The 21596-nt window shown below is 61.0% G+C and carries 14 protein-coding genes and 2 pseudogenes; 10 read left to right on the top strand and 6 right to left on the bottom strand.

Annotation, left to right across the window (positions count from 1 at the left end):
• Nucleotides 1-27 precede the first annotated feature (27 nt).
• Both ABE493_RS13805 and ABE493_RS13800 read left to right on the top strand, forming a co-directional pair.
• Nucleotides 28-2778 (top strand): hemagglutinin repeat-containing protein, encoded by a 2751-nt coding sequence (locus ABE493_RS13805; protein WP_346499486.1) that lies wholly within the window; start codon nucleotides 28-30, stop codon nucleotides 2776-2778.
• A 27-nt stretch (nucleotides 2779-2805) separates the two neighbouring features.
• Complete coding sequence (locus tag ABE493_RS13800) at nucleotides 2806-3213, top strand: hypothetical protein (RefSeq protein ID WP_346499485.1); 408 nt, start codon at nucleotides 2806-2808, stop codon at nucleotides 3211-3213.
• Nucleotides 3214-3222: 9 nt separating this feature from the next.
• Here the strand turns inward: ABE493_RS13800 and ABE493_RS13795 are convergent.
• Both ABE493_RS13795 and ABE493_RS13790 read right to left on the bottom strand, forming a co-directional pair.
• Nucleotides 3223-3395 (bottom strand): annotated as a pseudogene (locus tag ABE493_RS13795) (IS1595 family transposase); the annotation flags it as partial.
• 18 nt (nucleotides 3396-3413) lie between these two features.
• A pseudogene (locus ABE493_RS13790) lies at nucleotides 3414-3587 on the bottom strand (integrase core domain-containing protein); the annotation flags it as partial.
• A gap of 88 nt (nucleotides 3588-3675) precedes the next feature.
• Between ABE493_RS13790 and ABE493_RS13785 the strand changes: the two are divergent.
• Nucleotides 3676-4029: a hypothetical protein gene (locus tag ABE493_RS13785; RefSeq protein WP_346499484.1), complete on the top strand. Its 354-nt coding sequence runs from the start codon at nucleotides 3676-3678 to the stop codon at nucleotides 4027-4029.
• Nucleotides 4030-4903: 874 nt separating this feature from the next.
• Here ABE493_RS13785 and ABE493_RS13780 read toward each other — a convergent pair.
• On the bottom strand, nucleotides 4904-5968 hold the full coding sequence (locus tag ABE493_RS13780) for a pirin family protein (protein WP_346499483.1): 1065 nt from the start codon (nucleotides 5966-5968) through the stop codon (nucleotides 4904-4906).
• 483 nt (nucleotides 5969-6451) lie between these two features.
• Here ABE493_RS13780 and ABE493_RS13775 point away from each other — a divergent pair, with 483 nt between their 5' ends.
• Complete coding sequence (locus ABE493_RS13775; protein ID WP_430980785.1) at nucleotides 6452-8410, top strand: alpha/beta hydrolase family protein; 1959 nt, start codon at nucleotides 6452-6454, stop codon at nucleotides 8408-8410.
• 157 nt (nucleotides 8411-8567) lie between these two features.
• Here the strand turns inward: ABE493_RS13775 and ABE493_RS13770 are convergent, their stop codons facing one another.
• Nucleotides 8568-9533: a LysR family transcriptional regulator gene (locus tag ABE493_RS13770; RefSeq protein ID WP_346499482.1), complete on the bottom strand. Its 966-nt coding sequence runs from the start codon at nucleotides 9531-9533 to the stop codon at nucleotides 8568-8570.
• A gap of 248 nt (nucleotides 9534-9781) precedes the next feature.
• On the opposite strand from ABE493_RS13770, the gene ABE493_RS13765 reads away from it, so the two are divergent.
• Complete coding sequence (locus tag ABE493_RS13765; protein WP_346499481.1) at nucleotides 9782-10444, top strand: LysE family translocator; 663 nt, start codon at nucleotides 9782-9784, stop codon at nucleotides 10442-10444.
• 141 nt (nucleotides 10445-10585) lie between these two features.
• Here ABE493_RS13765 and ABE493_RS13760 read toward each other — a convergent pair whose 3' ends face one another.
• Both ABE493_RS13760 and ABE493_RS13755 read right to left on the bottom strand, forming a co-directional pair.
• On the bottom strand, nucleotides 10586-12349 hold the full coding sequence (locus tag ABE493_RS13760) for a peptide MFS transporter (RefSeq protein WP_346499480.1): 1764 nt from the start codon (nucleotides 12347-12349) through the stop codon (nucleotides 10586-10588).
• 58 nt (nucleotides 12350-12407) lie between these two features.
• Nucleotides 12408-13556 (bottom strand): DUF1624 domain-containing protein, encoded by a 1149-nt coding sequence (locus ABE493_RS13755; protein WP_346499479.1) that lies wholly within the window; start codon nucleotides 13554-13556, stop codon nucleotides 12408-12410.
• Between the two features lie 192 nt (nucleotides 13557-13748).
• On the opposite strand from ABE493_RS13755, the gene ABE493_RS13750 reads away from it, so the two are divergent.
• The 5 genes from ABE493_RS13750 (at nucleotide 13749) to ABE493_RS13730 (ending at nucleotide 21492) form a co-directional block, all read left to right on the top strand.
• Nucleotides 13749-15740: an OPT family oligopeptide transporter gene (locus ABE493_RS13750; protein WP_346499478.1), complete on the top strand. Its 1992-nt coding sequence runs from the start codon at nucleotides 13749-13751 to the stop codon at nucleotides 15738-15740.
• Between the two features lie 391 nt (nucleotides 15741-16131).
• Nucleotides 16132-18192, top strand: coding sequence for a S9 family peptidase (locus ABE493_RS13745; protein ID WP_346499477.1), 2061 nt, complete (start codon nucleotides 16132-16134; stop codon nucleotides 18190-18192).
• Nucleotides 18193-18291: 99 nt separating this feature from the next.
• Nucleotides 18292-18522 carry an SHOCT domain-containing protein gene (locus tag ABE493_RS13740; protein WP_346499476.1) on the top strand — a complete coding sequence of 77 codons (231 nt, stop codon included), beginning with the start codon at nucleotides 18292-18294 and terminating at the stop codon, nucleotides 18520-18522.
• 193 nt (nucleotides 18523-18715) lie between these two features.
• On the top strand, nucleotides 18716-19969 hold the full coding sequence (locus tag ABE493_RS13735; RefSeq protein ID WP_346499475.1) for a DUF819 domain-containing protein: 1254 nt from the start codon (nucleotides 18716-18718) through the stop codon (nucleotides 19967-19969).
• A gap of 272 nt (nucleotides 19970-20241) precedes the next feature.
• Complete coding sequence (locus ABE493_RS13730) at nucleotides 20242-21492, top strand: DUF819 domain-containing protein (protein WP_346499474.1); 1251 nt, start codon at nucleotides 20242-20244, stop codon at nucleotides 21490-21492.
• The last annotated feature ends 104 nt before the right edge of the window (nucleotides 21493-21596 follow it).

Genomic DNA, 21596 nt, shown 5'->3' with positions numbered 1-21596 from the left:
AGCACGGTAGGCAGCCTGGGCGGCGACGTGACTCTGTTGGCAGGTAATGCACTGAAGATTGAAGGCAGCGATGTGATCGCCCTGCAGGGGGATATCACCGGCAAGGCCAAGTCCATCTCCATCACCGAGGTGCACGACACAACTACGGCGGAGCAACAGACCCGATTCAAGCAGGCGGGTTTGACGGTTGCAGTCAGTGCGCCGGCCCTGAGCTTGCTGGAAACGGCCAATGACCTGAACAAAGCCGCGAAGCAATCCGGCGGTGACGGCCGTATGCAGGCACTGGCAGCGGGGACAGCGGCGCTCAACGCCTACAACTCGGCCGGTGCCATGGGGCAGCTTGCGGATGGTCTTGCCAGCGGCAACCCGGCAGACATGGCCAAGGGGGCGAACGTCAGCATCTCGGCCACCATTGGTGCCAGCAAGAGCTCAAGCCAGAGCACGCAGAGCAGTAGCCAAGCCAAGGGCTCCAGCCTGCAGGCAGGTGGTGATGTCAGCTTGATCGCAACCGGCGGTGGCGAAGACAGCAATATCCTGATTCGCGGGAGCGACATTACCGCCGGCAAGGATGTGCTGCTTGCTGCTGACAACAACATCACGCTTGAAGCAGCCCAGAACACCGCCGAACAACACAGCAGCAGCAAGAGCAGTAGCTGGGCGCTGGGCGTGGCTGCCAGCTATGGTAGCGATGGTGGCGCCATAGGCGTAACCGCAAGTGCCAGTGCATCGCGAGGCAATGCCGATGGTAAGGATGTCACCCAGCGCAACACGCATGTAAGCGCTGGCAATACCGCCACTGTTATCAGCGGCGGTGACACCACGTTGAAGGGCGCACAGCTGTCGGCAGATAGAGTGGTGGCCAATGTCGGCGGTGATCTGAACATCGAGAGCCTGCAGGACACCAGTACCTATGACAGCAAGAACAAGAGCATGGGCGCCAGCGTTACCGTCGGTGCAGGGTTCAGCGGCAGTGCCAGCTATAGCAGCAGCAAGGTCGATGGCGACTACGCCAGCGTTACCGAGCAGAGCGGCATCCAGACCGGCGCAGGCGGTTTCGATATCACTGTTGCGGGCAATACCGATTTGAAGGGTGCGGTGATTGCCAGTTCGCAGGAAGCAATCGATGCGGGTTTGAATCGGCTGCAGACCGGCACGCTGACGTCCTCGGATATCGAGAACCACAGCCAGTACAGCGCCAAGAGCGTCAGCCTTTCAGGCGGCTACAGCGTTGCTGGCGAAGGTGGTGGAGCCGAGAGCAGCCCGAGCACCACCAACAACGGCAGCAACTGGTCGTGGCAGAACTACAACACAGGCGCGCAAGGCGCAGCCGCCGGTTACGGCAGTGAGAAAGGAAAGGAGAGCTCGACCACCGCCAGTGGTATCAGTGGCGGGACGGTAGTCATCACAGATCAGGCGGGCCAGCAGGCACTGACCAGCAAGACCGCAGAAGAAGCGCTTGCCGCGTTGAACCGTGAAGTGCTCACCGGTGATGATGCCAATGGCCTAGCCAAGGCCTGGGACGGTCAGAAGCTGCAGCAGCAGGTGGAAGCGCAGGCGCAGATCACGGCGATGTTCGGGCAGCAGGCTAGTAAGGCGGTTGGCGACTATGCACAGAAGCAGATGGAGCTTGCTGCGGAGAAGCGCCAGGAGGCCGCAACGGCGACTGATCCCGCTGAGAGGGACGCGTTGAACGCTTTGGCCGATCAACTGAATAGTCAGTGGGGCGAAAGCGGAAGTTTGCGCGTGCTCGCACATACCGTGATTGGCGGTCTCACCGGTGGTGTTGGTGGTGCGGCAGGTGCAGCCGCTGGTACGTTGACCGCGCCCAAGGTAGCCGAGGTATTACGCGAAGCAGGGGTGACCGGGCCGTTGGCTGATGTGCTGACAGGGGTAGCTTCAACAGCAGCTGGTGCTGCTGCTGGGGGCGTAACAGGAGCTGCCGCAGGTATTAATGAGGTTTCCAACAACTACTTGAAGCATCAGCAGATTGCGGACCTGCAGTCGGAGCTTGGAAGATGCAATTTTGACGAGAATTGCCTGGATCGTGTAAGTAAAAAATATTTGGACATATCGAGGAGCAATGATGTTGAACTGGCATATTCATGCGCGCAGAGTCCGACTGGCAGTGCTTGTCAGGATGGCATTAGGGAGGCGATGAACTATGTGGGTGATAAATCTTGGAAGTCGTACACCTCCATGCCACTAGGCATAGATAGGGAGGTGGCCCTCCAGAGCATTTATCAGTTGAACGGTGATGTTGATAGCTCGCGAAAGCTGGTTTTGGATCTCGTATTCGGCGATAGTCAGATCTATGGGGCTATAAATGATATTGATGCAAGATCGGATTTTTTTGGTGCCATGTATTCGCATACCAATGCGGTTTGGTTTGAGGCCGCTGAAAGTCAGTCGAGAAATAACCTGAGCGGGGCAAAGTTCGATGCCGCTATGATGGTTAATCGGTGGTTAGGTGCAGGTGAGGTGATGGGGGAGTGGAGATCCGCCGCGGGCAATAGGATTATGGAAAGCGGTTTAGCTAATTTTAGAGATATTTACTATGATTCGACCCTGAGTCCGATTGGATGGAGTATTAAGCAGCTAGTGAATGAGCAGAGGGATGCTCTGCTGCAGGGGATTCACGAAAAATTTGTTCCAAAAATGGCTGTTGGGACCAAGCTTGGTATGGAGGTTGTCGGTGGGGTTAAAGATGTGTTGAGTCCCGATGAGCGCGTAAAGACCGGGTGCAGAAATATGGGGATGGAGGATTCTTGTGATAAGTAACTTGTATTCTTATATTGGAGTACACCCGTGATCATGGGGGGCATTGGTTGGGAGATATTTTTAATACTCTTCCAGGTGTTGCTTTGCTTTGTCGGTATTGCCGCGATTCTGATGGCTTTGTTGGTGAGGGATGACAGTATTAGATGGCTTGGAAGGTTTCTTTTTTATTCCTATTCAATACTGTGTGTTGCACAGGTCAGTTTGCTGATTCGTGTTGTCTACCGTTTTATTGGTCGAGGGTGGATTCAGGTGGGTTTTTCCTTATGGCTAATGTGCGGAGTTCTGTGTGCCGTTGTTGGTATTTTTATGTATTTTAAGGAATGTAAAGGCGCTGTATATAACACTAGGCTTTATCTGCTTCTTTTTGCCATTTTTGCGTTAGTTCCTTGGTCGATTGTGGTGGTGGGGACCTATTTGAAAAGATATCTTGATTAGCCCCATCACTCAATGATGAAAGTTGCTTGCCACGCCCAAAGCCGCTCTGGACAAGACTTGCAGCGGATCACCGCCGTTGCCAGTCGCGGCAACATTTGCTCCAGATGAAATCGGCGATTGAACCGATAGGCGGCTTCGGCCAGATAACGCCGCGGGTACTTGGCTGGACGCACTGCGTGGTAGTGTCGACTCCCCGTATTTCAATGCCAGGCAAAATTAGAGGTTTCCGGTTCGTGGTATTGGCGGAATTCCGCGGGCGTCAGCCCGCCGAGGCTGTCGTGCGGTATCTCGGTGTTGTAATCGGCCAGCCACTGCCCCGCTTGTTAGCGTACTTCTCCGAGATTGTGGAAGACGTGCATATCCAGCACGCCACGTCAGAACCGGACCCAGAAGTTATCAAGGAGTATTGATATGTCTAAGCGGAGGATGAGAGAAAGGGAGAGGCGTCTTTTAGGATATCTGTTGGATGTCAATAGTAACCTCCCTTCGCGCGTGATGTCGTCACTTAAGGACGGCCTTGATGATTCGTTGGTTCAGGAATTTGGATCGGGGTTGACTCTTTCGTTCTCCAGGGGGCGCGGAGAGTCAAGTCGACTCCCTGTGGAGCTGGTTGCGGTTGATGAAGGTGTTCCCGTTCTCATTTATGCGATCGCAGTATTGGAAGGGGAGAAATGGCGCCTTGATGAGTTTGTTGTAGATCGATTGGATGGGGAGGATCTATCTGATTACGCTGTCGAGCTGGCCAATTTAATGATAGTTGAGAATGGAGTTATGAAAGATGGCGCGGACCTGAGGGGTGTTTATGTTGTTGGGTAACTTGAATTTGACCGAATAGCATGTTTGTGCACGCTTATTGGGCGTGGTTGAATGGTTTAAAGCTAGGTATCCCAGTGTCACAGTAAATATATTTGACAGCAAGGATTTCATGCTTCGTCCAGCTAGTAATGGAAGGTCGTTTAACTAAATTTGAAATTCGCTAACGGTTTTTAGATGGTTATTGCAATTATCGTAGAGCGAAGCTTGGTCCTGCAAATTCCGTCGCTGCTGGCAAGAGTCAGAAACTTTTGGATTTCCATGGGGGTGACATGCATTAGTTTGCTAGTGAAGTCTGGTTTACATCTAATAAATTTGCACGGAAGCGATTGGGTAAATCAGAATCGCTTCAGGTCACTGACCTTGATGCCGATGGGGAAAATCTTTGCAAGGGTTTAAGGTGCAATAATGCTGAAGAATCTATATATCTTGGCTTGGTCGGTATGCTGCCTAAGCTGGGCGGCAGTTCTTCTTAGCTTTCGGATGAGTTTTGGTTTTCTTGGGTGCGACGGTCGGATCGCCATTGTCGCAGCCGTATGTAGATTGGTGGATCCATTTATAGTCCAATATTTCGTTATTGCTGGCATTTCTTTGCCTGTTCTAACACTGGTCTTTCTCGTGCGAATGCTCGTCCGTCGGAAATGGTGGGCATTGGAGCTGTTTCTGTTTTTTTGCGCGTGGACGCTGTTTGCATGTGTCGTGCCCCATATTCCTACGTCATAGGATATTGCCACTGACGGTCGACCTTGGAGCTGGCCGCATGTTTGTTATTAAAGCCAAAGCCACCTGAATCAGCACGCGAGCACCGCACACGCAGCCGCTTGCTGCTATGCATGCCGTCCTACTGCAACACCAACATCGCTTCACCCAGCAAAAATCAAGCCGCCGGATCTTCCTCACTTCCATCCTCCGCGTATCTGGCAAAGCGACGGAAGCCCGGTCCGTGCATGGGCTCGCGGCCTGGGCAGGGCCAGCCGCCGAACTCGGTCTGCTGGAAGTCGAGTTTGGCCTGGCGCAGCTCGGCGATCGTATTGGTGACATAGACCGTTGAGCGGATCGCGGGCTCCTGCAGTGGTACGCCTTGCATCAGGATCAGCGTGTTTTCCTTGGCGCCACGGTTCTCCAGCAATAGCGCTTGTTGCGCGACCACCCTGACGCGGTGGTTGCCGCCAACATCCTGCTCGGCGACAAACATGCCGCGTCCGGCAAGGGTGTAGAGGGTGCGTTGGTTGGCCGGTAGCAGCGCCGGGGGTAGGGTGAGGCGGGCGCCGGGCTGCAGTGTGATCACCCAGATGGCAAGCTCCGAATCCGGATTGGCGGCCCAGGTGCTTTGCGTGGGCGCCAGCGATTGGATGAGCGCAAGCCCCGGCGCTTCCATCGGCTGGTAGGCGCCGGCGATGATGGTGACATCCGCACCGTCATGCAAGTGATGAGGAATTTTCTCCGCCCACATCATCCGGTATTCCGGTGCGACGTATTTGCTGCGGCCCGGCATGTTCAGCCAGATCTGGAACAGTTCGAATTCGTTGACGCGGTCGTCATGCAGCAGCGGAAACATCTCCGCGTGCTGGATGCCGCCGCCGGCAGTCATCCATTGCACATCGCCGGGACCATAGCGGCCGCTGTTTCCCAGCGAGTCGGCATGGTCCACATAGCCTTTGCGCAGGATCGATACGGTTTCCATGCCCAGATGCGGGTGGCTTGGGAAGCCGGGCAGTCCGTCCTTGCCGAAGTACAGGCTGAAGCCATCGGCGTTTGCGAAATCGTTGCCCCGCCTATGGCCTTGCAGATGCTCCGCATCGAGTTTCTGTGCAGTGTTGCCGGGCGGGTAATGATCGATCTGTGGTGAGCAGAGCAGGAAGGGATCAATGGTCGCCCAAGGCCAGCTCAGTTCGATGGACTCAAGGATGGGATTGCCTTCGATTGGATGAATGGTTTCCATGTGGCCTCGACAGTTGGCAGGGCGAGTTGAGTGGCGTTCGGCTCTTAGCGCTGTGTGGACTTCAGTTGGCCAGCACTGCACGGTGGGAATGAAGTGGCTCTGGCGCAGGCGCAATGGTTCTGCCCGCAATGCATCACTGCGTGTGTTGGCGGCGACCAGGTTTGTTGTGGCATGGCACGGCGCGCTTGGTAGAGGAACTACAGTCTATGACGCTGCCGATCCCATTCCCGGCAAACACTTTCCCACGCTGTAGCAATTGGTGGGCACAGTTTGCCGGCCTCCAACGTACAGCTCAGTTGCGCGATGAAGCGTTGATGCGCGGCACCGTTGCAACTGTTCGGACAAGCGCTTCATCTGCGCTCACCCCTGCGTTGCACCCCGGTTTCCTGCGTGCCCGGGGATGGGCACGGGGCAGTGGCAACACTTGGCTACGGACGGCTAGAATCGCCCAACGCGGGCCGGACGCCCGTTCAAAGGGGCACGATGCGGATGATGAAGCTTGGGATGGCGTTGCTGCTGTCCTGTTGTTCGGCCAGCAGCTGGGCTGCTGTGGATCTGGGGCAGTTCGTTCGCAAGGATGAGTTCAACGACATCAAGCTATCGCCCTCGGGCAAATATTACGCGGCGACCGTGCCGCTTGAAGACAAGACCGCTCTTGTAATCTTCACTCGCGATGGCAACAAACAGTCCGGCACCTTCGTGCCAGGGCGCAATGCGCATGTGAACAGTTTTGACTGGGTGAACGACGAGCGGATACTGATTGGGCTCGCCGAGAAATTCGGCCTGTTGGATCAACCGCGCTTGACCGGTGAGCTGTACGCCATCAATGCCGATGGCGGGCAGGCAGAGTTGCTGGTGGGGTTCCGCGTGCAGGGTAATGGGCCGGGTACGCGTATCCAGCCCAAGAAGGTCGAAAGCATCGCGGCATTTCTGGTGGATCCGCTGCCGGCTGAAGACCGCAACATAGTGGTCGCTACCTGGCCATTGGGTTCGATGGAGCCATTCACCCGTGCGGAGAAACTGGACGTCAACAGCGGCCGCCGGACCATGGCAGCGACGGCACCAGTGCGCAATGCCAGCTTTGCTACGGACAACACCGGCGAGGTGCGGCTGGCGGTGGGCTCGGGCATGGACAACGTCAGCAAGCTGTATTACCGCGACGCTGCAGGTGCCGAATGGCGGTTGATCAACGACCAGAATGCGTTTGGTCGCATTGAGGAACCCCTGGGGTTCTCGGCAGACAACAGTGTGGCGTATCTCCGGGTGCGTGGTGACGGGCAGGGGCCGGACAGCATCGTGGCGTGGAACCCGGCCACCAATGCGCGCACCACTGTGCTGCGCGACGACGCCGCCGACCCGTGGTCCATCATCTACCGCAACGGCACCAACGTGCCTGTCGGTTCGCTGGTGATGGATGGGCGCCACCGCAGCGTGTTTTTCGATGAGGCGGCACCTGAAGTGCGTTTGTACCGCAGCCTGGAAGCGGCGTTTCCCGGGCAGTCGGTGCGTATTACGTCCAGCACCAGGGACGGCCAGCTATTGATGGTGAAAGTGTGGTCTGGCAGCAATCCGGGCGATTTCTATCTGTACGATCCTGCCGCGAAGAAACTGGCGTTCGTGGTGGCCAGCGGTAGCTGGATCGATCCGGACGCCGCTGCGGTGGTGGAGCCGTTCCAGTTCACGGCGCGCGATGGATTGAAGATCCACGGTTACCTGACCAAACCGCGCGGTGTCAGTGGCGCGCGGCCGATGGTGCTGATGCCGCACGGCGGCCCCTACGGCATCTATGACCAGTGGCATTACGACCGCGACGCGCAGATGTTGGCGGCGGCGGGCTATACGGTGATGCAGGTGAACTATCGAGGCTCGGGCAATCACGGCTGGGCGTTCCGTCGTGCGGGTGCGCAGCAATGGGGCGGAACAATGCAGGACGATCTCAGCGACGCCACCCGCTGGGCAATCCGCGAAGGTCAGGCTGATGCAGCCAAAGTCTGCATTTACGGTGCCAGCTATGGTGCCTATGCCGCCTTGATGGGCGCGGCCAAGGAGCCGTCGCTGTACCGTTGTGCGGCCGGTTACGTCGGTGTGTATGACCTGCCGATGATGCAGCGTGGGGATGTGCGCACCGCGCGCAGCCTGGGCAATTGGTCCAAGGATTGGGTGGGCGAGGATCCTGCCGCACTGGCTGCAGCTTCACCCAATCGTTTTGCCGAGCGCATCAATATTCCGGTGTTTCTCGCCGCTGGTGGCGAGGATGAGATCGCGCCGATCGAGCACACCCGGATGATGGAAGCCGGGTTGAAGAAGGCCGGCGTGCCGGTGGAGTCGCTGTACTTCAGTACCGAAGGGCATGGCTTTTATACCGAGCCGCACCAGCGCGAGTATTACGGCAGGCTGTTGAGCTTTCTGTCGCAGCATCTGGGTGGTGAGAAGGCCAAGTAGCTGCTTCGGAGTGACCTGCGGAGAAGGGCTGACGCTCGTCTCCGCATGACGTCATCAGGCTGCGCTGCCAGGCCTGCAGTTGCGTTGTGCGGGCACGCGCCGCATTGGAAATCTACCCGGCTGCGTGAAAGCACGCGGCCAAAGTCGCAGCTGTTGCTCAGCCTGCTGCTGTGATTGAGGGCGTGCTGCGCAGACGTTCGCTGAGCGTCGGTTCCTTGGCCAGGCGCTCGGCCATAAAGCCGATGAAGGCGGTCAGCTTGGGCGGTAAATGCCGCGTCGGCGCATACAGCACCCAGGCCTGCCCGCCGTAGTTACTGTGAAATTTCCAGTCGGGCAGGACCTGCACGATGCGGCCCTGCTGCAGTGCTTCCTTGGCGGTGAAGTAGGGCAGACTGCCGATGCCCAGGTGGTTGAGCACGGCGTCCAGTCGTGCGCCGGTGTGGTTGACCGCATAGCGGCCGCGCACGGTGACGCTAGCCATCTTGCCTTGGCGCTGCAGTTTCCAGCGGGCGTCGCCGGGCTCCTCGCCCAGATAGATGCAGTCGTGTTCGCGAAGATCCTGCGGCTGCACGGGGTTTCCCCGTGTTGCTAGGTACTGCGGTGATGCACACAACAGATGATCGATGCTGATCAGCGGGCGGCCCATCAGCCCCGGCGCGGGGTGATCGGAAATGCGTATGGCCAGATCGATCTCGTCATCAATCAGATCCAGCTGCCGGTCTTCAAAGCGCAGCAGCAGATCGACCTTGGGGTAGCGCGCCAGAAAATCGGCTACGTGCGGGTGAATCAAGGCTCGTCCGACGGCTTTGGGCACGCTGACGCGCACCAGCCCCTGCGGCTCTGGACTGAGCTGGTGCGAGATCGACATCACCGATTGTGCGGCACTGGAAACGTCGCTGCAGCGCTGGAAGACCTGCTGGCCCAGATCACTCAGCCGCAGCTTGCGTGTGGAGCGCTGCAGCAGGCGGATGCCCAGCGCCTTCTCCAGGCGTGCAACCGAGCGGCTGGTAGCCGAAGGCGTGGCACCGAGCTGGCGTGCGGCTTCGGAGAAACTGCCGGTTTCCACCACCTTTACGAAGGTGACCATGTCGGCCATCAGGCCGATGGTGCTATTTGTGCTCATGGCGCAAAAATGATTTGGTTTTTCGGGTGATTCCGCGAGTCTGATCCGCGCAATAGACTTTTTCCAGCCGGAAGTGCGCTGTGGCACGCCAATGGGTGCTGGCGGTGGGCGCAGTGCGCAACGGCCAGCTTTCCCCGTCGGATCTGGTTCGGGACAAGGCCGGGTACTGAGCGGCGTGCACGCCAAGCCGGACAACGCGCCCACAAGCCCCTCCCGCTACAACAACCAATGCATCCTGGAACGCTGCCGTGACTGCCTACTACCCTGAATTCATTTCCCTGGCGCTTATCCACCTGTTGGCGGTCATTGCGCCAGGGCCGGACTTCGCCGTCACGGTGCAGCAAAGCGTGCGCAAGGGGCGGCTGGCCGGCATCTGGGTAGCCATCGGCATTGGCGCCGGCATCTCGGTCCATGTGCTGTACACCTTGCTGGGCGTTGGTGCGTTGTTGCATGCCCATCCGTCGTTGATGGCAGTGGCCAAGATCGCTGGCGCGGCGTATCTGCTCTACCTGGTATTTGCTTTCCTGCGCAGCGCCAGGCGGGAAACGCCGGTTGTCGAAGTGGAGCAGGGCGCGGTAGCCGATGGCAGCGCGTGGCGGTCGTTTGCGTTGGGCTTCATGACCAATGCCACCAATCCGAAAGCGACGCTGTTCTTCCTGGCGATATTCACCACGGTGGTCAGTGCGACCACACCGCTGAAGATCCAGGCGCTTTACGGCGCGTGGATGTGCTTCGTCAATGCGGCCTGGTTTGTGCTGGTCAGCCTGGTCTTCGCCCAGCCCGGTGTGCGGCAGAAGTTCCTGCGCATGGGTGGGCGGCTGGAGGCGTTCATGGCGTTGGTGTTTCTGGGCTTTGCGCTGCGGCTGTTGTGGGATGTGGGTAGAACGTGGTTGGGAGTTGCTTCTGGTTGAGCTGGGCTTGCGCTCAGGCCTCGGAGCAACGAGCACAGCGGTAGGACGGAGCCATGTTCCGCTGCGGCATTGCCGGTGACGCCGCTGCCGAGCATGGCTCGGCACTACAAGGCAGTGGCGTGGTTGTGGCGGTACGCGAGGTCAGCGCACGCCGTGCATCATCCGCTTCAGCAGCGGCGAGGCGATAAGCGCTACCACCGCGCAACCCAGGCCAATCCACATCAGCAGCCAGAACAGGTGTTCGTAGCGGCCAGCGGCTTCGGCGATATTCATCACTTCGCCTTCTGGCACATCGATGGCGGCCAGCTTGCCGAACAACGCTGCGAGGGTTTCGGAGAACGCGGTGGCAAGGAACCAGGTGCCCATCATCAGGCTGACCACGCGCGGTGCGGCCAGCTGGGTGACGGCTGACAGGCCGACCGGCGACAGGCACATCTCGCCAATTTCCAGGATCAGATAGGCCAGTACCAGCCACCACACGCTGGCCATCTGCCCGGTCGCGCCCACCTGTTGGGCGGCCAGGGCCAAGGGCACGAACGACAGCGCGCCAAATACCAGACCGAACGAGGATTTCAATGGTTTGGACGGGTCGAGGCTGCGCTTGTCCAGCCATGCCCACAGTGCGGCGAACAAGGGCGCAAGCAACACTAGGAACAGCGCGCCCAGATAGGTCAGGGAGCCGGCGGTCTGCGGCAACACCAGGCAGTCGCGGATCAGCATCACCAGCATTGCGGCAACGATGACGGCGAACAGCAGGCGCGGCGCGTTCGAGGAAGGATCGCGGTCAGACAGGCGCGCGGCCACTACAAAGCCCAGCGGCGCCAGCAGCAGCGAGACGATGGACCACGGCAGTGGCGTGCCATCGCGGATGACCAGTGATGGCACCAGATCCTTGGTCAGCAGGCGGTCGGTGAAGGTGACCCAGGAGCCATAGGTCTGCTCGTATAAGGTGAAGAACACCAGCGCCATGAAGATCAGCACCATCAGCGCGATCATCTGCTGGCGCTGTTCTGCTGTGCATTGCGTGCCGGTGAACCAGGCAAACCACAGCAGCACGCCGCCCAGCACCACGATCATCAGCATCAGCGCCAGGCTGATCTCGCCGCCCAGGGCAAAGGCGCCATTGGCGGCGGCCCACATCAGCGCGGCCACCGGAACGACACCCACGATGGCCACGGCATAGATCAACCATTCGCGCGGCATGCCAAGCACGCGCTCGCGCAGGCTGGCCGGTTGCGCCGGCTCGGCATGGCCTTGCAGGTATTTCTGACCCCACAGGAACATCGCCAGGCCGACCAGCATGCCGATGCCGGCCGCGCCGAAGCCGTATTTCCAACCATAGGCCTCACCAAGGAAGCCGCAGACCAGCGAGGCGAACAGCGCACCGAGGTTGATGCCGGCATAGAACAGCGAGAAACCCGAGTCGCGGCGCGGGTCGTTTTCCGGATAGAGCTTGCCGACGATGGTGGAGATATTGGGCTTGAGGAAGCCAACGCCCATGATGATCAGCGCCAGCGACAGGTAGGTGACCGACAGCGCGGCCTCGTCGCGGACCACTTCGCCGGCCACCCGCTGTGCGGCATGGCCTTCAAACGCCATGCCGGCATGGCCGAGCACCAGCAGGATGCCGCCGAACACCACCGCCTTGCGCATGCCCAGCCAGCGGTCGGCCAGCAGCCCACCAAATACCGGTATGCAATAGACCAGCCCGCCATAGGCACCAAGCAGGTCCAGCCCGGCCTTGTCGCCGAACAGGTGGTACTTGGTGAGGTACAGCAGCAGCAGGGCCTTCATGCCATAGAAGGAAAAGCGCTCCCACATCTCGGTGAAGAAGCAGACGTAGACGCCCTTGGGGTGGCCGAGGAAGTCGTCGGTGCGAGCGCTGTGCAGGGCGGTTGCGGTCATCGATGGTGCCGGCAGGGACAGCGGCCGAGTATAGGACCGCTGCCCCGGTGCTGCGTGCTCAGAGGTAGCGCAGCCAGGCCAGGTCGCGGCGGCGTGCCTTGAAGCGGGCAAAAGCGCGGGTGGCGGGATAGAGCAGCACGGCCAGCGCGACACTGATCAGCAGCAATGCCGATACCGATTCAACCGCGAAGTAAGGGCCGTGGTTCGCACCCCAATACGCCATCGCGGCCACATACAACAGCTTCAGCACATACAGATGCAGCAGGTAGAAGAACATCGGCGCCGCGCCTATCCATGCCAGCGGCTGCAGCCGAGCTGCGACGCGGGGCTGTTCATAAAGGCGCAGCAGTAACATGCCGATACCCAGCGTCAGCAGCAGGAACAGCAGTGAAGGTGGGTACTTGGTGACATTGAGCAGGCTCATCAGCGTCAACTGGACGTCGGCAAAGCGCAGCCAGGGATGGTCACCGTAGACATTGGCGGCACGCAGCAACGCGAAGCCAGCCAGCATCGCCAACCCAGCGTGCAGCAACCAGCGCTGGCGCTGCGGCGCCGGGCGATTGCTGGCGTACCAAGGGCCCAGCACATAGCCCAAAGCGATCACGCCGATCCATGGCAACACCGGATAGGAGGTGCGCAGCCGCAGGCTGTCGCCCAGTTCGATCCAGTCGCGCTGGTGCAGGATTTTCCACAGCGTGGCCAGCACGCCATTGCCTTGTGCTTGCAGCGGATCAAGCAGGTTGTGGCCGGCGATGATCACTGCCAGCGCCAGCAGAAGCTTGCGCGGCAGCCACAGCAGGCCGGCCAGCGCGATCATGCTCAGGCCGATGGCCCAGATCACCTGCAGATAGAGCGTGCTCGGCGGGAACTGGAAGGTCCAGGCGAAGTTGACCAGGGTCAGCTCCAGTACCACCAGGAACAGCCCCCGTTTGAGCAGGAAGGCGGCGGTGGCGCGACGCGGATCTGACTGGCGTTGGCCATACAGCCATGCCGACAGGCCGGTGAGCAGCACAAACACCGGGGCGCATAGATGGGCCAGCACGCGGAAGCTGAACAGCGCCGGAGAAACCGAGGTCACGTCCATCGGATCGCTGACCTGATGCTGCAGGTAGAAGGTCTCGCGGACATGGTCGATCAGCATCAGCAGCATCACGGTGCCGCGCAGCTGGTCGATGGAGGTCAGGCGGGTTGTGGGGGCAGGGGGCATGCGTGGATGTCTTACGGAAAGATATAACATAACATTTGAGCTGGGTACGGGCGACTTTGCCGATATGGCCTGCAACAAGTGCGGATTCGTGGAATTGCGGGCATGCGGGGCTTTGGCCCGGCGTTCAGGCTGGACTTGCCGTTAAGCGGGCGTTAGCGTGGCGAAGGTTTTTTTGCCATTCAAGGGCTTTCCATGAACAACGCTGCGCCTGCGCAGCTCACATTCCGCGCGGTGGTTCTTGCCATCGTGCTGGCTGTGGTGCTGTCTGCCGCCAATGCTTACCTGGGCCTGTTCGCAGGCTTGACCATCGCGACCGCCATTCCGGCGGCCGTCGTCTCGATGGGCGTGCTGCGCCTGCTCGGTGGCGGCACCATTCTTGAAAACAACATCGTCCAGACCGGTGCCTCGGCCGGTTCATCGATTGCCGCCGGCGTGATCTTCACGATCCCGGCGCTGGTGATCATGGGCTATTGGCCGGACTTCAAGTACTGGTGGGTGCTGGGTATCGCCGGCCTGGGCGGCCTGCTGGGCGTGCTGTTCTCGGTGCCGCTGCGGCGCTCGATGATCGTCGAAGATCCGCTGCCCTTCCCGGAAGGCAAGGCCGCGGCCGAAGTGCTGAAGGCCGGTGAAAACCCCGGCCCGGGCATGAAGATCCTCGGTATTTCGGCGGCCATCGGCGGCCTGGTCAAGCTGGCTGCGGCCTCGGGCCTGCGCATCTTCCCGGATGCCTGGGCACAGTCGGCGTATATCGGCAGCTCCAAGATCACCGCCTTCATCGGTACCAACCTGTCGCCGGCGCTGCTGGGCGTGGGTTACATCGTTGGTTTGAACGTCGGCATCGTGGTGGTGTCCGGCTCGATCCTGTCCTGGCACATCGCCATTCCGCTGTACCAGGCGTTCTTCCTGGGCGGCAACCCGGACCTGGCGGCATCGCTGGCCAATGCCGGCTCGGCCGAATCGGCCTTCGCCATCTGGGGCTCGCAGATCCGTTACCTGGGCGTCGGCGCGATGCTGATCGGCGGCGTCTGGACCCTGTTCTCGCTGCGCAAGTCGCTGTTCAACGGCGTCAAGAGCGGTTTTGCCGCAGCCCGCAAGAGCAGCGGCCCGGCCCTGGCCGAGACCGAGCGCGACCTGCCGATGAAGTGGATGCTGATCGCCCTGATCGCCTTCACTCTGCCGTTGCTGGGCCTGTACCAGGCCATCGTCGGCCAGTGGCATGTGTCGATTCCGATGACCATCATCATGATCGTCGCCGGCTTCCTGTTCGTGTCGGTATCGGCCTACCTGGCCGGTTTGATTGGTTCGTCCAACAACCCGGTCTCGGGTATCACCATTTCCACCATCCTGTTCGCCTCGGTGGTGCTGGTGCTGCTGCTGGGCAAGGACGGCCTGATTCCGGTTGGCGTGGGCGGTGCACCGCTGGGTGCGGTGGCCGCGATCATGATCGGTGCGGTGGTCTGCTGTGCGGCCGCTGTCGGCGGTGACAACCTGCAGGACCTCAAGGCCGGTTACCTGGTCGGCGCGACCCCGTGGAAGCAGCAGCTGATGCTGGGCATCGGCGCGTTCTCCTGTGCCCTGATCATGGCGCCGGTGCTGAACCTGCTGGCCCATGCCTACGGCATCGGCGCACCGACCGCCGAGCACCCGAACTCGCTGGCGGCACCGCAGGCCAACCTGATGGCCTCGGTTGCACGTGGCCTGTTCGGCGGCGAACTGCCGTGGGGGATGATCGCGCTGGGCGCTGGTGTTGGCGCAGTGATCATTGCCATCGATGAGTGGCTGAAGAAGACCGGCAAGCGCTTCCGCGTGCCGGTGCTGGCTGCTGCCATCGGTATCTACCTGCCGCTGGAACTGATGGTGCCGATCTTCCTGGGTGGCCTGCTGGCCCACCTGGTCGAGCGTTTCCACAAGCTGCGTGCCGACGACGAAGAAGGCCGTGACCGTGTGCACCGCCCGGGCGTGCTGTTCGCTGCCGGCTTGATCACCGGTGAGGCGCTGATGGGTATCGCCATTGCGGTGCCGATCGTGGTCAGCGGGCAGGGCGATGTGTTGGCACTGCCGCTGGGTGGTTTTGCTGACACCTGGGCGAGCTTGTCGGCCTGGGTTGGCCTGTTCGTGCTGTTCCTGGTTGGCCTGATGATGTACCGCATCGGCAAGAAGGGCGAGCCGGCGGCGAAGGCTTAAGGGCTGACTGACAGCTTTTGACTGCAATCCCTTCTCCCGCTTGCGGGGGAAGGTGCCCGAAGGGCGGATGGGGGGAGTTTTTGATCTTGACTTGGCTGGTGGCTTAGAGCTTCAGAGCCAAAGCAAAAGCAAAAGCACCCTTCCCCAACCCTCCCCTTGGCCTGCGGCCAAAGGGAGGGGGTTAAAGCCCAAGCCAGAGCGCCCTCACCCCAACCCCTCTCCCGCTTCGCAGGAGAGGGGCTTAGGCAGAAGCGAGGCAAAGCAACACCAACAAAGCCGCCCTTGGGCGGCTTTGCTGTTTTCGGCGGTTGCCCAGCCATGACTTCAAGCCTTTGCAGCCGGATGCCCTGGCCGCCTACCATCGGGGTTTGCCTTTGCCTGGGAGTTGCCCATGAAGCTTCGTCACGCCCTGTTGCCGCTATGCCTGCTGGCCGCCTTGCCGTCACTGGCCAGTGCGCGCGGTTTTGAAGTCCGCGACATGGTCAAGCTGGACCGTGCGTCCGCACCGCTGCTCAGCGGCAATGGCGCGCAGGTGGTGTTCGCCAAGCGCATTGTCGATGCCGACCTCAAGGCCAGCAGCAGCCTGTGGATCCGCGACCTGCGTACCCGCGACATGGCACCGCCGAAGCAGCTCACCCCGGCCGGCTGGAACGTCAACTCGGCCTCGATCGAAGGCCAGAACGTCTACTTCCTCAGCGCCAAGAACGGCAGCCAGCAGCTGTACGTGATGCCGCTGGCGGGGGGCGAGCCGCGCCAGCTCACCGATTTCGCACTCGACGTGGACAGCTACCGGGTTTCGCCGCAGGGCGACCGCGTGCTGTTCAGCACCGGCGTGTTCCAGGACTGCGGTTCGGACCTGGCCTGCACCAGCAAGCGTCTGGAGAAGGACAAGGCCGACAAGAGCAGCGGTCAGGTCTACGACAGCATGTTCGTCCGCCATTGGGATACCTGGGCTGACGGCCGCCGCAACACCTTGTTCGTGGCACCGCTGCCGGCTTCTGGCGCGGCTGCGGTGAAGGGTGCTTCGGCGATCAGCGCCACGCTGGCCGGTGACGCACCGTCCAAGCCGTTCGGCGGCAACGAAGACTTCGCCTGGGCACCGGATGGCAAGACCGTCGTGGCCAGCATCCGCGTGCAGGGCAGCCAGGAGCCGTGGTCGACCAACTTCGATCTGTACAAGCTCGATGCTGCCGGCAAGCAGGCACCGGTCAACCTGACCGCAGCCAACCCTGCTTGGGACGCCGGCCCGGTGTTCAGCGCCGACGGCAAGACCCTGTTCTACCGCGCGATGAAGCGCCCGGGTTTCGAGGCTGACCGCTTCGGCCTGATGGCGATGGACGTGGCCAGCGGCAAGGTCAAGGAAATCGCCGCGCAGTGGGACCGTTCCGCCGATGGCATCACCTTGTCGGCCGATGGCCAGACCATCTACACCACCGCCCAGGACATGGGCGAACACCCGCTGTTCGCGGTCAGCGTTGCCAATGGCGAGCCGACCAAGCTGGTGGGCGAGGGCAGCATTTCCTCCTTCGATATCGCCGGTGACGCGTTGGCCTTCACCCGCAACTCGCTGAAGAGTGGCGACCAGGTGTTCACCAGCAGCACCGCTGCCGGCGCACCGCAGCGCGCCATCACCCAGAGCGCTGGCGAAATGCTGGACGGCGTGAACTTCGGTGACTTCGAGCAGTTCTCGTTCAAGGGCTGGAACGACGAGACCGTGCACGGTTACGTGGTCAAGCCGCACAACTACCAGGAAGGCAAGAAGTACCCGGTGGCGTTCCTGATCCACGGCGGCCCGCAGGGCAGCTTCGGCAATGGCTGGAGCTATCGCTGGAACCCGCAGACCTACGCAGGCCAGGGCTATGCGGTGGTGATGATCGATTTCCACGGTTCCACCGGTTACGGCCAGGCCTTCACCGATGCAATCAGCCAGCATTGGGGCGACCGCCCGCTGGAAGACCTGCAGAAGGGTTGGGCCGCGGCGCAGCAGAACTACAGCTTCCTCAATGGCGACAAGGCCTGTGCGCTGGGCGCCAGCTACGGCGGCTTCATGGTCAACTGGATCGCTGGCAACTGGAACGAGCCGTGGAAGTGCCTGGTGAACCACGACGGTGTGTTCGATCAGCGTGCCATGGGCTATGCCACCGAAGAACTGTGGTTCACCGAGTGGGAACAGGGCGGTACGCCGTACGACGTGCCGCAGAACTACGAGAAGTTCAACCCGGTCAACCACGTCGGCAACTGGAAGAAGCCGATGCTGGTGGTGCAGGGCCAGCTGGATTACCGCATCCCGGTGGAGCAGGGCCTGGCCACATTCACCGCGCTGCAGCGCCAGGGTATCGAGTCCAAGTTCCTGTACTTCCCGGACGAAAACCATTGGGTGCTGAAGCCGCACAACAGCGTGCAGTGGCATGACACGGTCAATGGCTGGTTGAAGCAGCACATCGGCCAGTAAGCGGATGGAAAGGGGCGTGCCGGTGGCGCGCCCCTTTTTTCAAGGTGACGGCGTTGTTCGCGGGGCCATCACTGCAGCAGTCGCCAAGGAGAGGGTGCGATGGGAATGTTCAGCATCTGGTATTTGTTGATTCTGCTGTTTGTGTCCGCGCTTGCGGCCAGTGTGGTCGGCCTGATTGTCTGGCTGGCGGTGCGTGCCTCGCGTGCTCCCGGCAACCCGGTTGCCACGGCGCAACAACGCCTGCGGCAGCTGGAAGAACTCAAGGCCCAGGGCCTGATCACCGACGAAGAATGCGCACGGCAACGTGCGGCGGTGGTGACCCGGCTTTGATGCCTGCCGGCGGCGTGGTGCTCCGGCAAGCAGGCGTGTTGTATCCCAGGCCGGGAAGGCCGGGGAAAGGTGCAGGACGCGCCATCGTATCCAGTCCTGCGCAATTGCTGTCTCCCTAACGGTGCGGTGCGGCTGCAGGTTTCATTCTTGGGCAAGGGGGCTTGCCCGCATACGCACAACAAGGGGATAGACGATGACGGCAGCCGCAACAGGCGCACTCATCAGCAATGACATCATCGTGTTCGGCCTGATTGCCGCCACGCTCGGCGTTATTTTCTGGACATCCGGCAGCAGCAACCGGCTGCTGAAGAAGTTCTACAGCTTCGTGCCTGCGTTGCTGCTGTGTTACTTCATTCCCGGTGTGTACAACACCTTCGGTCTGATCGACGGCGAAACCACCAAGCTCTACAACCCGATCGCGCGCGATGTATTCCTGCCGGCCGCCTTGGTGCTGCTGACGCTGTCCATCGACCTGAAAGGCATTCTCGGCCTGGGCTGGAAGATGCTGGCCATGTACGTGGCGGCGGTGCTGAGCATCATGCTCGGGGCGGTGGTCGCGTTCCAGCTGATGGCCTGGCTGCATCCGGAAACCGTTGCCGGTGCAACCTGGGGCGGCATGGCGGCACTGGCTGGTAGCTGGATCGGCGGCGGCGCGAATATGCTGGCGATGAAGGAGATCTTTGAAGTTGATGCCACCACCTTCGGCCAGTTTGCGGTGGTGGATGTTGGCGTGGGTTACGTGTGGATGGCGGTGCTGATTTTCTTCGCCTCACGTGCACCGGCCATGGACAAGCGCAGTGGCGCCGACACGCGCGCGCTGGATGATCTGCGCGATCGCGTGGCCAGCTACCAGGCCCAGCATGCGCGCATCCCGGCGCTGGGCGACATGATGGTGATGGCCGGTGTGGCATTTGGTGCGGTGGCCTTGTCGCATGGTCTGGCTGCGCCGTTGGCGGACTGGTTTGCGGCCCATGTCAGCTGGTCCAGCGCGGTGAGCATGGATAAGCCCTTTGTCTGGGTGGTGCTGCTGGCCACCTTCATCGGCCTAGGCCTGAGTTTCACCCGCGCGCGTGAGCTGGAAGGCGTGGGCGCATCGAAGTGGGGGTCGATGTTCCTGTACTTCCTGATCGCCTGCATCGGCATGCAGATGGACCTGCTGGCGCTGCTGGAAAAGCCGTGGCTGTTCGCGCTGGGGGTGATCTGGATCGGCGTGCATATCGTGCTGCTGTGGCTGGCCGGCCGCCTGCTGCGGGTGCCGTTCTTCTACTTCGCCATCGCCTCGCAGAGCAATATCGGTGGCCCGGCCTCGGCGCCGGTGCTGGCTACGGCGTTCCATCCTGCGCTGGCGCCGGTAGGTGTACTGCTGGGTACCCTGGGTTATGCGGTGGGTACCGGTGCGGCGTATGTGGTGGGGATTACCTTGAGGGCGATGGCTGGGGCTGGGTGAGTTCTGGTGCGCGCTTCGCGCGCTCCCCTCTCCCCAACCCCTCTCCCGCGAGGGGAGAGGGGCTCAAATCATGGCGAGCGCCAGCAACGTCAGCAATTGCAGCTTCAAAGCCCCTCTCCCCTTTGCGGGAGAGGGGTTGGGGAGAGGGGGAGCGCGTAGCGCTGCTTTCCCCAAGCAAGACCCGCATCCACCACCATGCTAGGCTCCACCCTCCCACGCCACGTCACCAACGTGGCGTTTTTATTTCCCTTCGATCGACAGGAACAGGCCTTATGCCGACCGAACCCAGTACCGCCCTCATCACCAATGACATCGTCGGCCTCGGCCTGATTGCTGCCACATTGGCCCTGATCTTCTGGTTGGCCAGTGGCCCGACCCCGCTTTGGAAGAAGGTCTTCAGCTGGGTGCCCGCCCTGTTGCTGTGCTATTTCATCCCCGCCATCTACAACACCACCGGTCTGATCGACGGCCACAGCACCAAGCTCTACAACCCGATCGCACGCGATGTGCTGCTGCCGGCGGCCTTGGTCCTGCTCACGCTGTCCATCGACCTGAAGGGCATTGCAAAGCTGGGCCCCAAACTGCTGATCATGTTCGTCACCGGTACCGTCGGCATCGTGCTGGGCGCGGCGGTGTCGTTCCAGGTGATGAAGTTCATCCACCCGGAAACCGTGGCCGGTGATACCTGGGCCGGCATGGCCGCCTTGGCCGGCAGCTGGATCGGCGGTGGCGCCAACATGGCCGCCATGCGCGAGACCTTCAACGTCGATGCGACAACCTTTGGTCAGATCGCCGTGGTCGATGTGGCCTGCGCCAGTTTGTGGATGGCGGTGCTGCTTTGGCTGGCTGGCCGTTCGCAGTCGATTGATACCAAAAGCGGTGCCGACACTTCGGCTATTGATGACATGAAGCGTCGCATCGCCGAATACGAAGCCAAAAGCGCGCGCAACCCCAGCCTGACCGACCTGATGGTGATCGTGGGTGTGGGCCTGGGCATCGTTGGTCTTGCCCATGCACTGGCCACGCCGCTGGCCGGCTGGTTCGGGCAGAACGTGAGCTGGGCGAGCAAGGCGTCGCTGGATTCTTCATTCGTGTGGGTGGTGATGCTGTCCACGCTTGCTGGCCTGCTGTTGAGTTTCACCCGCGCGCGCAACCTGGAAGCGGCCGGTGCATCGAAGATCGGCACCTTGTTCCTGTATTTCCTGATTGCCTGCATCGGCATGCAGATGGATCTGCTGTCGCTGGCCGACCGTCCGTGGCTGTTCCTGCTGGGCGTGATCTGGATGGGCGTGCATATCGGCCTGCTGTACATCGTGGGTCGTTTGCTGAAGGCGCCGTTGTTCTTCTTCGCCATTGGTTCGCAGGGCAATATCGGCGCGGCCGCATCGGCACCGGTGGTGGCGGCGGCATTCCATCCCACGCTTGCGCCGGTGGGTGTGCTGCTCGGCACGGTGGGTTATGCCACCGGCACGGTGATCGCCTACATGACCGGCCTGATGCTGAAGTGGATGGCTGGCGCCTGAGGGAACGCTGCCGCGGCTACGGTGTCTTGTAGGGGCAGCGCGAGCCGCGAAGCCGACGAGCATTGTAGTGCCGAGCCATGCTCGGCAGCGTTACCGGCAAAGCC

This window comes from Stenotrophomonas terrae (genome assembly GCF_039674165.1).
Lineage (GTDB): Bacteria > Pseudomonadota > Gammaproteobacteria > Xanthomonadales > Xanthomonadaceae > Stenotrophomonas > Stenotrophomonas terrae_A.
Note: the sequence above shows the minus strand (reverse complement) of the source record. Positions and strands in the feature narration are given on the sequence as shown.